The 15,012-nt window shown below is 39.4% G+C and carries 12 protein-coding genes; 5 read left to right on the plus strand and 7 right to left on the minus strand.

Annotated features, from left to right (window positions below):
* Positions 1–69 precede the first annotated feature (69 nt).
* The 4 genes from ABS917_RS09695 to ABS917_RS09710 are packed head-to-tail and all read left to right on the plus strand — an operon-like array spanning position 70 to position 4,969.
* Complete coding sequence (locus ABS917_RS09695; protein WP_350478776.1) at positions 70–1,593, plus strand: hypothetical protein; 1,524 nt, start codon at positions 70–72, stop codon at positions 1,591–1,593.
* Complete coding sequence (locus ABS917_RS09700) at positions 1,594–3,168, plus strand: FAD-dependent oxidoreductase (RefSeq protein ID WP_350478777.1); 1,575 nt, start codon at positions 1,594–1,596, stop codon at positions 3,166–3,168.
* A gap of 1 nt (position 3,169) precedes the next feature.
* A complete protein-coding gene (locus tag ABS917_RS09705; protein WP_350478778.1) occupies positions 3,170–4,108 on the plus strand; it encodes a GNAT family N-acetyltransferase in 939 nt (312 codons plus the stop codon).
* The gene (locus ABS917_RS09710; RefSeq protein WP_350478780.1) at positions 4,109–4,969 is read left to right on the plus strand and encodes an ROK family protein; all 861 of its coding nucleotides are present in this window, start codon (positions 4,109–4,111) and stop codon (positions 4,967–4,969) included. It abuts the gene before it with no gap.
* 48 nt (positions 4,970–5,017) lie between these two features.
* Here ABS917_RS09710 and ABS917_RS09715 read toward each other — a convergent pair whose 3' ends face one another.
* The 5 genes from ABS917_RS09715 to ABS917_RS09735 all read right to left on the minus strand — a co-directional run bounded on the left by ABS917_RS09715 (position 5,018) and on the right by ABS917_RS09735 (position 11,253).
* On the minus strand, positions 5,018–6,100 hold the full coding sequence (locus tag ABS917_RS09715) for an ABC transporter ATP-binding protein (RefSeq protein ID WP_350478781.1): 1,083 nt from the start codon (positions 6,098–6,100) through the stop codon (positions 5,018–5,020).
* A 75-nt stretch (positions 6,101–6,175) separates the two neighbouring features.
* Positions 6,176–7,027: a PucR family transcriptional regulator gene (locus ABS917_RS09720; RefSeq protein ID WP_350478782.1), complete on the minus strand. Its 852-nt coding sequence runs from the start codon at positions 7,025–7,027 to the stop codon at positions 6,176–6,178.
* A gap of 80 nt (positions 7,028–7,107) precedes the next feature.
* Positions 7,108–8,592: a sodium/proline symporter PutP gene (gene putP, locus ABS917_RS09725; protein ID WP_350478783.1), complete on the minus strand. Its 1,485-nt coding sequence runs from the start codon at positions 8,590–8,592 to the stop codon at positions 7,108–7,110.
* Positions 8,593–8,681: 89 nt separating this feature from the next.
* Positions 8,682–9,656, minus strand: coding sequence for a proline dehydrogenase family protein (locus ABS917_RS09730; protein ID WP_350478784.1), 975 nt, complete (start codon positions 9,654–9,656; stop codon positions 8,682–8,684).
* Between the two features lie 301 nt (positions 9,657–9,957).
* The gene (locus tag ABS917_RS09735) at positions 9,958–11,253 is read right to left on the minus strand and encodes an AAA-type ATPase lid domain-containing protein (protein ID WP_350478785.1); all 1,296 of its coding nucleotides are present in this window, start codon (positions 11,251–11,253) and stop codon (positions 9,958–9,960) included.
* A gap of 168 nt (positions 11,254–11,421) precedes the next feature.
* Here ABS917_RS09735 and pruA point away from each other — a divergent pair, with 168 nt between their 5' ends.
* A complete protein-coding gene (gene pruA, locus ABS917_RS09740; protein ID WP_350478786.1) occupies positions 11,422–12,966 on the plus strand; it encodes an L-glutamate gamma-semialdehyde dehydrogenase in 1,545 nt (514 codons plus the stop codon).
* Positions 12,967–13,054: 88 nt separating this feature from the next.
* Here the strand turns inward: pruA and ABS917_RS09745 are convergent, their stop codons facing one another.
* Both ABS917_RS09745 and ABS917_RS09750 read right to left on the minus strand, forming a co-directional pair.
* Positions 13,055–13,963 carry an ABC transporter ATP-binding protein gene (locus ABS917_RS09745; protein ID WP_350478787.1) on the minus strand — a complete coding sequence of 303 codons (909 nt, stop codon included), beginning with the start codon at positions 13,961–13,963 and terminating at the stop codon, positions 13,055–13,057.
* A gap of 2 nt (positions 13,964–13,965) precedes the next feature.
* Positions 13,966–15,012, minus strand: a complete 1,047-nt coding sequence (locus ABS917_RS09750) for an ABC transporter ATP-binding protein (protein WP_350478788.1) — start codon at positions 15,010–15,012, stop codon at positions 13,966–13,968.

A 15,012-nucleotide genomic window follows, 5' to 3' on the forward strand; every position in this document is an offset into this window, starting at 1 on the left:
TTCAAAGGATACTCGTGACGGGTATCCTTTTCGTTCAACCAAAGCAATTAACGAAAGGGATCGATGCAGATGAACAAACTACAGAATTATAAAAATGAAATTGAACAATTTGCATTTGAGGAACTTGAACGCTTTTATACGGGGGATAAACCAGTCGTGTTTGAACGGTTAAATACTTCCGGCAATGGTGATGAATTTGTAATTGATCACACTGAAAACAATTATGTGATTCGCGGGAATACAAGTCGTTCCTTGTTGTACGGGGTATATAAATTGATTGAAAAGGTAGAAGGGCTTGTATTTTTGGCGTTGGAAAAGGAGAAAAAAATCGGCATTCAAGGGCTGACAAATACCTATGAAGGAAAACCGAAATTCGGTCGTCGAGGGAATGTATTTGAAACAATCGATGACATCCCTTTTTTAAAGAGGATGCTCGATGTTGGTACGAAGAATGGGCAAAATGAAGTGTTCTTTACATTTTTCCTATGGGATGAAGTAAAGGAGGCGCTTTTGCCGGAAATAAAAAAGCGCGGGATTGATGTCACGTTAGGCGGGCATAGTTTACGTTATTTATTGGCAAAGGCAAAAGGAGTAAGTGTTTCCGGAAAGGCTGCTGCCGATGGAGCGGTAAATGATTTAGTTGGAGAGGAAACTGAATTTACAGCAGCCAATGCGCTAAAAAATCAGGACTTTTTACAGGATAAAGAAGCACAACAATCAGTCATCGAAGTAATCGTATCTTACTGTGAAGCAGAACCTGTTATTCAACGGATCTCACTCTGGCCGGAAGATGTAGGAGCAAAAGGTGAAGATGCAAAACTCTTTTTAACACAATATATGGCATTCACCGAAAAGCTCCAGCAAGCATTAGCCGGAGCAGGTTTACAAGTGGAAGTAGAGCATATCGTCTATAATGCCGGACTTAGTTGGGAAATGCTTGAGCGTAAAGAACAGCAGGTGAGTTCAGCAAATGTTTTATATGCATATTGGGGACGTAATTATGCACACAGTTATAAATCAGAACGAGATGGGCGTGCATGGCAAAGTCTAATGGATTGGCGCAGGTCAACTGACAAACAGATTACTGTTTTTGAATATTACAGTGACCACTTCATGCTAAGTGAACTTTTTCCGCTATTATTTAAACGAATAGCAACAGATATTGAAAATTATAAAGAAGCCGGCTGTGATGGAATGGTCAATTTAGTCGTCCCACTCCATAAAATTGCAAAGGCTCAGCCACATATGGAGCAATACGATTATCAGCAGTACCAGCAATTAAATAATGTTGTATTTGCACGATCGCTTTGGGAAGATGCAGAAACTGTTTCGTACTTACTGTCACCGGCAATGCAGCAGCTAGCAGAAGAAATTGAACATATTTTTGCACAAAACAGTCAGTATAACGCCATATTTTTCCCTAGCCGTGTTGTAGAGGCCAAAAACCAGGAAGCGAAACTCGAAGTACTGAAGTTATTGAATAAGATGGACCAGTTGCTGCAACAGGCGAAAATAGAAGAACCACTTCAACAATATGTAGAGTCATTACAGCGAGTCGTTCAGGCTACGAAAATACGTTGGGAGGCTTTGTAAATGTGGGAATCGGTTTATTATTACCGTAAGAAAGAAAAGAGACAACATCATTATAAGCAGGATGTATTAATATACGGTGCGACACCTGCAGGCATAACAGCAGCAATTACCCTAAAAAAGAAGGGGCATGATGTTCGGATTGCTGAATGCAGCCGCTTTGTCGGCGGGATGACGACAAGCGGGTTAGGGGCAACAGACTTAGGCGCTGAACAGGCGGTTGGCGGTTTAGCAAAGCAGTTTTATGAAAAGATTTCGCACCACTATCGTATCGGAAAATGTGTACGTTGCGAGCCGCATGTAGCAGAACGTATATTTAAAACATGGTTAGAAGAACTTGAGATTGATGTTCAAAAGGAGCAATTTATTGAATCGGCTCTTCTCGAAGACCGGCAAATTCAGCGAATCGTTATGACAGATGGCACAACCTATGAAGCGAAGCAATTTATTGATGCCAGCTATGAAGGCGATTTGCTGGCACATGCAGGGGTTGAGTACATTGTAGGAAGAGAAGCAGGCACTGTTTATAAGGAAATTTATAATGGAGTTCAATTTGGTACGCAGCATCACAAATTCGAAAGTTTTATCGATCCGTATATAGAAGAAGGCAATCCCTCAAGCGGACTTTTATATGGAATTTCAGATGAGGCTGTGAAAGAGCAAAATGGTGAGGGGGATCATCGAATTCAAGCTTATAATTTCCGGATGTGTTTAACAAAGGAAAAAAAAGTGCCGTTCCCAAAACCGAATGGATATGAGCGTAACCATTATGCGCTGCTGTTACGCTATATAAAGGCAGGGCATTGGGACGCGATGAAGTTACATACCCCTTTAATGAATGAAAAAACCGATTTAAACAATCATGGGGCATTTTCGACGGATTTTATCGGAATGAACTATGCTTTCCCTGATGCGGATTATGAAGTAAGAGAAAAAATGTATCAGCAGCATGTAACATATGTTGCAGGACTACTGTACTTTTTAGCCAATGATGAAGAAGTGCCGCTTGTTATTCAAGAAGAAGTGAGACAATGGGGATTGGCGGCAGATGAGTTTGCCGATACAGGCAATTGGCCTCGCCAGCTGTATATAAGAGAAGCAAGGCGAATGGTAGGCGAGTATGTCATGACAGAACATAATGCACTAAAGCGAGTAATTTGCGAACAACCTATTGCAATTGCATCTTTTCATATGGATTCACATAATTGCCGTCGCGTCGTCGTCAATGGGCGAGTAATGAATGAAGGCGATATCCAAGTACCGGTAAAACCATTTATGATTGACTTGCGTTCGCTCTTACCGAAAAAGGAGCATTGTACAAACTTACTTGTTCCGGTATGCCTAAGTGCGTCTCATATTGCATATGGTTCAATTCGGATGGAACCGGTATTTATGATGCTCGGGCAAGGGGCCGGTACATTAGCGGCAATTGCACTGCAGGAAGGGAAACCAGTTCAGGACATTTCATATGAACAAGTAAAACAACAGTTAATAGAACAAGGGCAAGTTGTTGAATGGGATGAAAACTTTATCGATGATCCGTTACGTCGAATGGAAGAAACATTTGGGGGGAAATAGGATGCTAAAGCCATTAATAAAGGAATCTCACAAGAACATAGTAGACTTATGGAATATTTGTTTGCCTGACTTTAAGTTGTCGGATCGCTTGCTTGAACAAAATACTTGGCAATCACCTTATGTTTTAGATGAAGGAAGTGCTATAAAGGAAATCGACGGGAAAGTTGCCGGAGTTGTCATTGCAAAAGTTTGGCATGAAACTCACGGCGTTTCTTTAAATAAGGAACATGGCTGGATTCAAATGCTGCTCGTGCACCCGGATTACCGTCAGCAAAAAATTGCTACAGAACTTTATCAATATGCAGAACAGGCACTTATCAATAACGGAATAAAGAAAATTCAGTTTGGCGGAGATTTAGGACACTTATTATGCGGAGTCCCACTAGATCAGCAGGAAGGTGTTGCGTTTGCCGAAAAGTTTGGCTTTAAGAGAGTTGTCGAAAGTGTAGACTTTACAAAGAACATAACAGAACCATTATCGCTGCCTGAAAAAAATGATGTTCAATTTGTTCTATTAGAATTAGAGGAACAACAGCAACTCATTGATTTTATGAACCAGTCTTTCCCCGGACGTTGGACTTTTGAAGCACAGGATTATTTCGCTCACGGAGGTACAGGAAGAGATTATGTCGTTGTGAAATGGAAAGATAAGATTGTTGGCTTCTGTCGTATAAATGACGAACATAGTGCTTGGAAGGGGCCGAACTATAATTGGGCAGAACAGTTTGACCGATTAGGTGGCATTGGTCCACTAGGAGTAAATGAAGGTTATAGAAAGTATGGCTTAGGACGTGCGGTTATTGAAGCTGCAGAATATTATTTGCAGCAACGTGGTAAAGAGACGTTCTTTATTGATTGGACAGATTTAATCGCTTTTTATGAAAAGCTTGGCTATACGATTTGGAAAGACTACGGAATATTTGTGAAGCAGGTGGACTAAATGTGGATTTTAAGTGCTGATATCGGAGGGACAAAATTAGCGCTTGCTTTATCGAAGCAAGAACAGCCGGAAAAGTTAGTAAAGCAAATGGAAGTAAAGAGTCCCCGGCAGTCTGAATCATTATTTGAAGCAATTATTTCAGGTTTTCATAAGCTTCTGAAAGATGAAGAGGGGGACGTTATAAAAGTTGCGGTTGGTTTACCGGGAATATTAAATTTACAACAAGGGCTTGTAGTTTTTCAGCAAAACTTGCCATGGCGTAATTTTCCGCTCGTCCAAAGACTTGAAATGGTATTTCCGAAAGCTCAAGTATTTATGGAAACAGATATGATGACAGCAGCAAATGGAGAATATAAAATCCGCCATTTTGAAAAAGAAACATTCATTTATGTCACGATCAGTACAGGAATTGCATGCTGTATTATTCATGAAGGGAAGTTTTTAAGAGGTGCCGGAATTCCCGGAGAAGTCGGTTTTTCGTTAACAAGCGCAGGTGCTTTTTTTGAAGAAGTATGTGCTGGACCTGGTTTATTAAAGAATTTACAGCAGCATACAAATGAAGAAGAAACATTACAGCAATATTTTGACCGCTATTATGAAAAGGATGAACGTATTGTGCCGCTTATTCATGAATGGCAGCGAGAAGTCGCTCTGAAGATTCATAGTTTCATCCTATTAGTAGATCCGCATGTTGTTGTACTAGGCGGAGGAGTTATGAATCATCATCCGCAAATTGTTGATGAAATTTCCTGTTTAGTTGATCAGTATTTCAGCCTGCCATTCTTTGCACATAAAAAAGGCAGAGTGCAAGCAAGCTTAAATAAAGGTAGTGCTGGACTAATAGGTGCAGCGCTGCTATAAAATGTAAAAGAAGCAGTCAGAATTTCTTCCGACTGCTTCTTTTACTAATCAGCGAATCCGCATTTCAGTAGCCGGATCAAAGAAATGAGCTTTAGCTAAATTAAAGTTAAGTGAAAGCTCCTGCCCCATAGCAACATCTGCGTCCGCATGTATTTTCCCTACAAATTGCTGGTCATCAATTGACGCATAAACAATCATTTCTGCACCGGTTAATTCGCTTACTTGCACTTTTGTTTTAACGACACTGCTTGAGTCTTGTTTATTGCCGTCATGAATATCTTCAGGTCGGATACCTAAAATAATTTCCCGGTTCGTATAGTTTTGTTCTTTTAAAACTTTTAATTTTTCTTCGGGAATACGAACTTTTTCGCTGGCGATTTCAAAATATTCTCCCACGACATTCCCGCGAAGGAAGTTCATAGCTGGCGAACCGATAAACCCGCCAACAAATACATTTTCAGGTGTATCGTATACTTCACGCGGTGTTCCGATTTGCTGAATGATACCATCTTTCATTACAACAATTCGTGAAGCCATCGTCATCGCTTCCGTCTGATCATGTGTAACGTATATAGTGGTCGTATTTAAACGGTAATGGAGCTTCGTGATTTCAGAGCGCATTTGTACACGAAGTTTTGCATCCAAGTTAGATAATGGTTCGTCCATTAAAAACAGTTTCGCATCACGAACAATGGCGCGGCCTAATGCAACACGCTGGCGCTGACCACCGGAAAGGGATTTTGGCTTTTTGTCCAATAATTCCGATAACCCTAAAATTGCAGCAGCTTCACGTACTTTTTTATCAATTTGATCTTTGGAGAATTTACGCAGCTTCAAGCCAAAAGCCATATTGTCATATACATTCATATGCGGATAAAGAGCGTAGTTTTGGAACACCATTGCAATATCACGGTCTTTTGGTTCCACTTCATTCACTCGTTTGCCCTCAATGCGTAGTTCTCCTTCGGAAATCGATTCAAGTCCTGCCACCATACGCAATGTCGTAGATTTCCCGCATCCTGAAGGACCAACAAGTACAAGGAATTCACCAGGTTCAACCTTTAAATGGAAATTTTCAACAGCTACATAGCCATCGGGATAACGTTTTACAAGATGATCAAAATCTAACATAAAAAACCAGTCCCCCTTTTTTCATATTATAAAAGATTAAGAGGGAGATGCCTTTGTGCAATATGCTTAAAATTTTCAGGGATATTTTGTAAGTTTTTTCATTTGGGCTGCTAAATAGGCTAATAACAGGTTGTCACTGCGCTTTAAATCTAAAGAAGTCTCTTCAAAATACCGTTGTGTACGATACAACAACGTGTTGCGGTGAATATGTAATTCTTTTGCAGCTGAGGACATATTTCCATTATGGGAAAAAAGCGTTGTAATGGTAGTGATCATTTCATCATTTAAATTATAGAACAGTGTATGCTGCAAGTATTGTTGTAACGGCAGACTTAAATACAAAGGCAATAAAGTCAGGAAGCATTCAGAAAATGTATAAATCGTTTGATGTTGCCGTTCTAAAATGGCCTGAAACATTTTTTGCTCAGATGAGAAAGATTGGTGGAGCATTTCAGAAACCGGCAGTATTTGACCTATGAAAAGTTGTCCGTGCAAATAGAAGTCATTTTCCAGTATTGCAATAAAACCTTCCAGTTCTTCCCGTGAATAATTTTTAAACAAAATAATCCAGAAAGTAGTAGGAGAAATTTCAAGAAGATAAGCATCATGCATAAAGAAAAGTTCAATAGCATACTTTAATTGCTCGGAATCATTATTAATATGATATTGTAATATTCGAATAGAAGAATAAGTAGCCAGCTTTGGAACAACACCTTGTGTCAATAATAGTAACCAAGGATCCGTTTGCTCACTACATTCATGATAAAAATGCTTTAAAAGTAGAGCATCTCGTTCTGTTATTTCATTTTTGGCAATTTCATACCAGCATGCATTAGGTGAATCATAAAAGATCATAGTTGCAGAATTATGGGCTGTAGGGTATGTATTATGTTGCTTAAGGGAAGGGAATAGTTGTGCAAGTTGCATAAAATAACCTCCATCAAAAGTTTTTCTGGATATTGAAAAAACGGTATATCTTATAAAAGATCATACCGTTTTTATTGTTACTATTGCTCTTCTTTTAAAATACGCTGAGTTTCATTGAACTCTTCTTCGATTTCCGCATTTGGTTTATACGTCAACATACTTACTACGACTGCAACGACTAAACACGCGATGAAGCCAGGTACAATCTCATAAAGCATGCTTGTTAGACTTTCCGTACGTCCCCATACAAATGCAACTGCCGCACCGGCAACCATTCCGGCAAGTGCTCCGTAGTTAGTAAGCTTGCGCCAGAACAGGGAAAGTAAAATGATTGGACCGAATGCTGCACCGAAGCCGGCCCATGCGAATGCTACCAGTCCTAAAATTGTGCTTTCAGGATTCCATGCAACAATTGCCGCAATGATAGATACGAAAAGTACAGCGACACGACCTAAAAATACATAATGTTTATCTGTCGCAGTTTTATTGAATAAAGCTTTATAAATATCTTCAATAAGTGCTGAAGAAGTAACGATTAATTGTGATGAAATTGTACTCATAACTGCTGCCAAAATTGCTGCTAGTACAATTCCTGCGATGAACGGGTGGAATAAAATCTGTCCTAATACGATAAATACCGTTTCCGGATCTTTTAATTCCGTACCTTGCTGCTGGAAGTATGCAACACCGACCAACGCTGTTGCAAGGGCACCTAGTAAACTGAAAATCATCCAGCCAATACCGATACGGCGCGCACTTTTCGTTTCTTTTACAGATGAAATCGCCATAAAGCGCACGATTATATGTGGCTGACCAAAGTAGCCAAGCCCCCATGCAAGAGAAGAAATAATAGCCGCGGCTGTCACAGTAGACGGAAGAAGGCTGAACATTTCCGGATCTACCGCTTTAATAGAATCGACTGTTTCCCCAATACCGCCTGTTAGGAAAATTCCGAAAACAGGAACAGCAATTAATGTAATAAGCATAATAAGACCTTGAATTACATCCGTATAACTAACAGCCAGGAAACCGCCAAATAAAGTGTAGGCGACAACTACAGCAGATACGAATAAAAGACCTGTATGATAATCCATTCCAAATGAGCTTTCGAAAAACTTACCGCCGGATACCATTCCGGAAGATACATAGAATGTAAAGAATACTAAAATGATAATTCCTGATGCGATACGTAATAGTTTTGTGTTATCACGTAAACGGTTATCCAAATAACTGGGAATTGTAATTGAATCCTTTGTTACTTGTGTGTAAACACGTAAACGAGGTGCTACAAGTAACCAGTTTAAATAAGCACCGACTGTTAATCCAATTGCAATCCATGCTTCCACAAGTCCTGATAAATAGATAGCACCTGGAAGTCCCATTAACAGCCATCCCGACATATCCGCTGCACCGGCACTTAATGCTGTTACAGCTGCACCAAGACCGCGCCCGCCTAACATATAGTCTGTCAGGTTGCTAGTTTTTCGGAAGGCATACCAACCGATACCGAGCATCGCAATCATGTAAAGAATAATGGCCAACAACTGATAGCTATAATCCGACATAAAGACAACTCCTTTATTGATAATTTTTGACTAGTTTAACATGCTTCGATAGATGGTCGTCAACGCAATAAAATATGGCGCATCTGTACTTATCTATACTTTTTAGACATACGTCCAGCTAAAAATGCACCTGCTGCAACAGCTAAAATTGTATTTGTTTTTTTCGTAAATACTTGTTTTGTGACAAGAGTCAGGTTTTGCGGGCGTTCAGCTAAACGACGCATAAAGTAGCCATACCAATCATTACCAAACGGTACATAAGTACAGAAGTTAAATCCTTCTTTTGCAAGACTCAACTGCATTTCTTTACGGAAACCATAAAGCATTTGAAACTCAAATTTATCATTCGGAATATTATGCTTTTCGACAAATTGTTTTACATGATTAATTACATTGTGGTCATGTGTTGCAATCGAAGTGAATTTGCCATGTAGTAAATGATATTCAATTTGCTCGATAAACTTGCGGTCAATATCGGCTTTATTTTGATAAGCGACAGATTCTTCTTCTTTGTAAGCACCTTTTACAAGACGTAAACGGTAATCTTTAAAACGTTCGACATTTTCATCTGACTCGAAAAAGTATGCTTGAATTACTGTACCAACATTATCGTATTCAGCATGGATCTTTTCCAATAGCTCAAATGAAGGATGTAGACGAGCATAGTTTTCCATATCAAAATTAACAAAAATCTTATATTCATTTGCCAATGCAACGATCTCTTTCAAATTTTCATAGCTAAATTCGAAGTCAATATCCAATCCTAACTGAGAAGGTTTTAAAGAAATATGTGCATCAAGGTTTTCACTGTGAATACGTTCGATTACTGCCAAAATTTGCTCTTTTGCAGCAAGCGCAGCAGACTTCTCAAACACAAATTCCCCTAGATTATCGACAGTGCAAGAAATACCTTGTGCATTTAAATGCTTGATGCTTTCTATAACTTCATCGATATTTGTACCTGCAACGACACTTTGCGCCCCTAGCTTAAATCCGTATTTTTGGGCTGCAGAATTTAATGTTTGATTCTCTGAAAGTGCGATAAAAAAATCTTTTAATGACATTTTAATCAATCCCCCTGCGATTAAAAAAGTATTTTATTGTTATTGAGGTGAGTATAAAACAAAAAATTCAAAAAAGGAAACAAATTTTGAGAGGTTTAGTGTTTACTAGTAGGAAAAGCGAGAAATAGCAACGGTTTTTGCTGTAAAAAAATTTTGCTGAAATACTTTATTAAAACGTTTACATGCTCTAAAAAACATCATTTATAAAACATGCATTATAATAATGCACTTTGTAAAATGAAAAACAGACCCACATAGAGAGGGTCTGTTAAATGGTAATTAATAGAATATATTTCCAATTTCACTTGCGTTTTAACCGGTATTGTAAACCTTGACGGTGGATGCCTAGTGCTTTAGCTGTTTGTGAAATATTTCCGTCATTCAGCTGTAAGGCATGTGAAATATAATAATCTTCAACTTTACGCATATATTCATCAAGAGGCTGCAATGTTTGTCCGGAGAAGTCAAATAATTTTTGTTGCTCTGAAGTAGTTGGCTCGGCTTGCTGGAGCTTCCACTTGAAATATGCTGGAATATGTATAAGTTCCACATATTCTTCTGTTGTAAGTAGTGCACTAATATCATCGAGTAGTACTTCAAGTTCTTTTAAATTTCCTGGCCAGTCATAATTCAGAAATATTTCTTCGATTTCTGGTGCTAGACCTTTTACCGGGCTGCCATATGCAATACGTCGACGAGCAAAATAATCGTCCACGAAAGGTTTAATATCTTCTCGGCGCTCACGCAATGCCGGTACTTGAATTGTTAAGTTAGAAAATAAGTAATACAGATTTTTGGAAAGGTGACCTTTCTGGATTAAGTCAATCGGATCTTCACCAATACTTGCAATAAATACATGGTTACGTTCGGAATGTTTCTCCAGAAGCTCCACGATACGGTTCTGTGCTTCATCTGATAAAAATTCAATCCGCTCGGCAAAAAACGTATAGTTTTTTTCCTCGGCAATATATTTTTCAATCTGAGCGAGTAATGTTTCTTCATTGCGGCGGCAAATAAGTGTAATAAAGCGTTCGTTTTTTTCTGCCAGCTCATGGTGAATACCTTCCGCAATCATATCTTTCCCTGTCCCTGATTCACCGACTAGCATGACCGGAATACGACCTAGCGCTGCAATTTTGGCTTGCTGGATAACTTGCTTCATCAATTTTGAGACAGCGGTAATAATATCAAAAGTTAATGGAGCACCGTAACGACTTAAAGGACGGTCCATCAAAAACTCCTGCTGTGTAATATCGCGGGAAAATTGAATAGCGATTTTCGTACCGTCATTTAGGGTATATGGATAATAGTCATTCATCATTGTCACTTCTTCGCCACGGGCATTCCAGAACGTTTGCTTAATATGTTTGAAACTTTGACCCGAGGCTAAAACTTTTTGCAGCATATTTTGCTCCAAATTAAAGTCGAGTGACTGTGATAAAAAGCGCTGCGTAATTTGTTCAAGTGATTCACCAGTAAGTTCGCGCATTTTTTTGTTGTAAACGATGACTCGTCCATTTTCGTCAATAGCGCAAAGACCGGTTTCTATTTTTTCAATCATAAATTCAAAAACACTAGAGAGATCTAGTTGATTCATGCGGTGTAACCCCCTCCATTTTATTTTAGCATGGGAATGTCAAAATGAGATAATTTGCGTAATTTAGAAAAAATAATTGATTTAAGCATTATTATATTGCATAATTCAAATTAAGAAACATAATATGATGCAAAAAAATATTGCACTTAATATCGGAGGTAATGATAAATGATTAACTATAAACATGAACCATTTACAGATTTCTCGGTAGAAGAAAACAAGCAAGCTTATTTGGAAGCGCTTAAAAAAGTAGAATCACAGCTTGGTGCCGACTATCCTCTAATTATCGGTGGCGAACGTATTACGACAGAAGAAAAAATTGTATCATATAACCCGGCAAAGAAAACAGAAGTGATCGGGTCTGTATCAAAAGCTTCAAAAGACTTGGCTGAAAAAGCGATGCAAGAAGCAGATAAAGCATTCAAATCATGGAAAAAGGTTAAACCTGAAATCCGTGCAGACGTATTATTCAAAGCAGCGACAATTATCCGTCGCCGTAAGCATGAGTTTTCTGCATGGTTAACGAAAGAAGCAGGTAAGCCATGGAATGAGGCGGATGCCGATACTGCAGAAGCGATCGACTTTTTAGAATATTATGGCCGTCAAATGCTGGAAATGAAAGATGGACGTAAAGTAGAAAGCCGTCCAAATGAATACAACCGTTATGATTATATTCCACTAGGGATCGGGATTGTTATTTCACCTTGGAACTTCCCGTTCGCTATTATGGCAGGTACAACTGTAGCTGCTGTTGTTACTGGCAACACAGTTTTATTAAAACCAGCATCAACAACACCGGTTGTCGCTTATAAGTTTATTGAAGTACTTGAAGAAGCAGGTTTACCTAAAGGCGTAGTAAACTTCGTACCTGGTAGTGGGGCAGAAGTAGGGGACTACTTAGTAGACCACCCGAAAACACGCTTCATCAGTTTTACAGGTTCTCGTGATGTCGGCTTACGTATTAACGAACGTGCATCAAAATTAAGTCCAGGTCAAATTTGGATTAAACGTGTCATCGCTGAAATGGGCGGTAAAGATACAATCGTTGTTGATAAGGATGCAGATTTAGAGTTAGCTGCACAGTCCATTGTAAAATCAGCTTTCGGTTTCTCAGGACAAAAGTGTTCAGCATGTTCACGTGTAGTAATCGTAAAAGATGTATATGATCAAGTTGTAAACCGTGTGGAAGAGTTAACGAAATCATTAACAATCGGTGACCCTGCTGACAATAACAACTTTATGGCGACAGTAATCGATTCAGCAGCTTTCAAAAAAATCAGCGAATATATTGAAATCGGTAAAACAGAAGGCCGTCTAGTTGCTGGTGGTACTGCAGATGATTCTGTTGGTTACTTCGTACACCCGACAGTATTTGCCGATGTAGATCCGGAAGCGCGTATTATGAAAGAAGAAATCTTCGGTCCGGTTGTAGCGATTACAAAAGCAGATTCATTCGAAGACGCGATTGATATCGCAAACAATACTGAATACGGATTAACAGGTGCTGTTATTACAAACGACCGTATGAACATAGAGTATGCTCGCGAAGAGTTCCATGTCGGAAACCTTTATTTCAACCGCGGCTGTACAGGTGCAATCGTTGGTTACCAACCATTTGGCGGCTTCAATATGTCAGGTACTGACTCTAAAGCGGGCGGGCCAGATTATTTGACATTGCATATGCAAGCGAAAACAACATCAGAAGCATTTTAATCATAAAGTAAAAGTCATTGGAAATTCCTTATTATAATAGAAAGAACTCCTTCACATTGCCTCGTGAAGGAGTTTTTATTTTGTTCTTTTATTTAGCCCAGTCTTTTACTTGTGCATCTGTGCCAAAGACGAAATGGCCAGGGCGGGCTTCGATAACTTTAGCTGCCGGATCATGTTCAACATGTTTGTACGGGATACGTGTACGGTTTCGTTCGTAAGCCGGATCTGGCTGAGGAACTGCAGATAATAGAGACTTCGTATAAGGGTGGATTGGGTTGTTGTAAATCTCATCCGCACTTCCAAGTTCTAATATTTTACCGCGATACATAACCGCAATTCGGTCAGATATATACTTTACCATTGATAAATCATGGGCGATGAATAAATAAGTTAATCCGCGTTCTTTTTGAAGTTGCTTTAGTAAGTTTACTACCTGTGCCTGGATAGAAACATCAAGCGCAGAAATCGGCTCATCTGCAATAATAAAGCTTGGATCTAAACTAAGTGCACGGGCAATACCGATACGTTGACGCTGACCACCAGAAAACTCGTGGGCATAACGGTTAGCATGCTCGCTTGTCAGTCCAACAGCTTCCAGCAACTCTCCGATACGAGCTTGGCGTTCTTTTTTATTTTTATACAGGCCATGGATGTCAAAGCCTTCTGCAATTAATTCACCGGCCGTCATACGAGGATTTAAACTCGCATAAGGGTCCTGGAAAATCATTTGCATTTCACGGTTGAATTGCATCAATTCTTTTCTAGACTTCATCTCTGATATGTTTTTGCCTTTAAAGGTAATTTGACCTTCTGTAATATCGTAAAGGCGGATAATCGAGCGACCAGTTGTAGATTTACCGCAGCCTGACTCCCCGACTAAACCTAATGTTTCACCTTCATACACATCAAAGGAGATGCCATCAATCGCTTTAATCGGCTGTTTAGCAGTGCCAAAATACTGTTTTAAGCCTTGTACTTCTAATATTTTATTTGCCATAATTACATGCCCTCCTGTTGATAGCCTTTAATACGGCGTGCTACCGCATCAGGAACAGGCATTTTTGGTGCATCAGGATGCAGTAGCCAAGTTTTTGCGTAGTGTGTATCCGATACTTTAAACATTGGCGGTTCCATTTCAAAATCGATTTTCATTGCAAACTCATTACGAGGGGCAAATGCATCGCCTTTAGGTGGATCGATCAGGTTTGGCGGTGAACCCGGAATCGCCATTAACAGCTCATCTGTAGAGTTGTTTAAGTCCGGCATAGAGCCAAGCAGTCCCCAAGTATACGGGTGCTGCGGATTGTAGAAAATATCTTCCACAGTACCGTACTCAACGATTTGACCGGCGTACATTACCGCAACTCGGTCCGCAACATTTGCTACAACACCTAAATCATGTGTAATGAAAATAATTGACGTATTTGATTTTTTCTGAAGTTCTTTCATCAGCTCTAAAATTTGGGCCTGAATTGTTACATCAAGTGCTGTTGTTGGCTCATCGGCAATTAAAAGCTTCGGATCTGCTGCAAGTGCGATGGCGATAACAACACGTTGGCGCATCCCGCCTGATAGTTCATGAGGATAAGCTTTATAACGTTTTTCAGGGAAAGGGATACCTACTTGATCAAGCAACTCAATCGCACGTTTTTTTGCTTCATCCTTACTCGTTACTTTTTTATGCTTTAGAAGCACTTCGGTAATTTGCGTACCGATACGCATTGTTGGGTTTAATGCAGTCATTGGATCTTGGAAAATCATTGAAATATCATTTCCGCGAACTTGCATCATTTCTTTTTCAGACAAAGGAATAATATTGCGACCATTGAAGTTAATCTCACCACCGGCATAAATACCAGGGGGCTGTGGAATTAACTTCATCAGTGCGTTACTCGTTACTGATTTGCCGGAACCGGATTCACCAACGATTGCTAATGTTTCGCCTTCGTATAATTCAAAGCTTACTCCGCGTACGGCTTGTACGACACCAGCGTACGTTTTGAAATTAATACGTAAGTCGTTTACTTCTAATACTTTTTTCTTCAT

The sequence above is a fragment of the Solibacillus sp. genome (assembly GCF_040273735.1).
GTDB lineage: Bacteria > Bacillota > Bacilli > Bacillales_A > Planococcaceae > Solibacillus.

What these genes read in the sequence shown, in the direction of transcription:
- ABS917_RS09695 (WP_350478776.1), top strand. Translation starts at nt 70, where the DNA reads ATGAACAAACTACAGAATTATAAAAATGAAATTGAACAATTTGCATTT.
- ABS917_RS09700 (WP_350478777.1), top strand. Translation starts at nt 1,594, where the DNA reads ATGTGGGAATCGGTTTATTATTACCGTAAGAAAGAAAAGAGACAACAT.
- ABS917_RS09705 (WP_350478778.1), top strand. Translation starts at nt 3,170, where the DNA reads ATGCTAAAGCCATTAATAAAGGAATCTCACAAGAACATAGTAGACTTA.
- ABS917_RS09710 (WP_350478780.1), top strand. Translation starts at nt 4,109, where the DNA reads ATGTGGATTTTAAGTGCTGATATCGGAGGGACAAAATTAGCGCTTGCT.
- ABS917_RS09715 (WP_350478781.1), bottom strand. Translation starts at nt 6,100, where the DNA reads ATGTTAGATTTTGATCATCTTGTAAAACGTTATCCCGATGGCTATGTA.
- ABS917_RS09720 (WP_350478782.1), bottom strand. Translation starts at nt 7,027, where the DNA reads ATGCAACTTGCACAACTATTCCCTTCCCTTAAGCAACATAATACATAC.
- putP (WP_350478783.1), bottom strand. Translation starts at nt 8,592, where the DNA reads ATGTCGGATTATAGCTATCAGTTGTTGGCCATTATTCTTTACATGATT.
- ABS917_RS09730 (WP_350478784.1), bottom strand. Translation starts at nt 9,656, where the DNA reads ATGTCATTAAAAGATTTTTTTATCGCACTTTCAGAGAATCAAACATTA.
- ABS917_RS09735 (WP_350478785.1), bottom strand. Translation starts at nt 11,253, where the DNA reads ATGAATCAACTAGATCTCTCTAGTGTTTTTGAATTTATGATTGAAAAA.
- pruA (WP_350478786.1), top strand. Translation starts at nt 11,422, where the DNA reads ATGATTAACTATAAACATGAACCATTTACAGATTTCTCGGTAGAAGAA.
- ABS917_RS09745 (WP_350478787.1), bottom strand. Translation starts at nt 13,963, where the DNA reads ATGGCAAATAAAATATTAGAAGTACAAGGCTTAAAACAGTATTTTGGC.
- ABS917_RS09750 (WP_350478788.1), bottom strand. Translation starts at nt 15,012, where the DNA reads ATGAAGAAAAAAGTATTAGAAGTAAACGACTTACGTATTAATTTCAAA.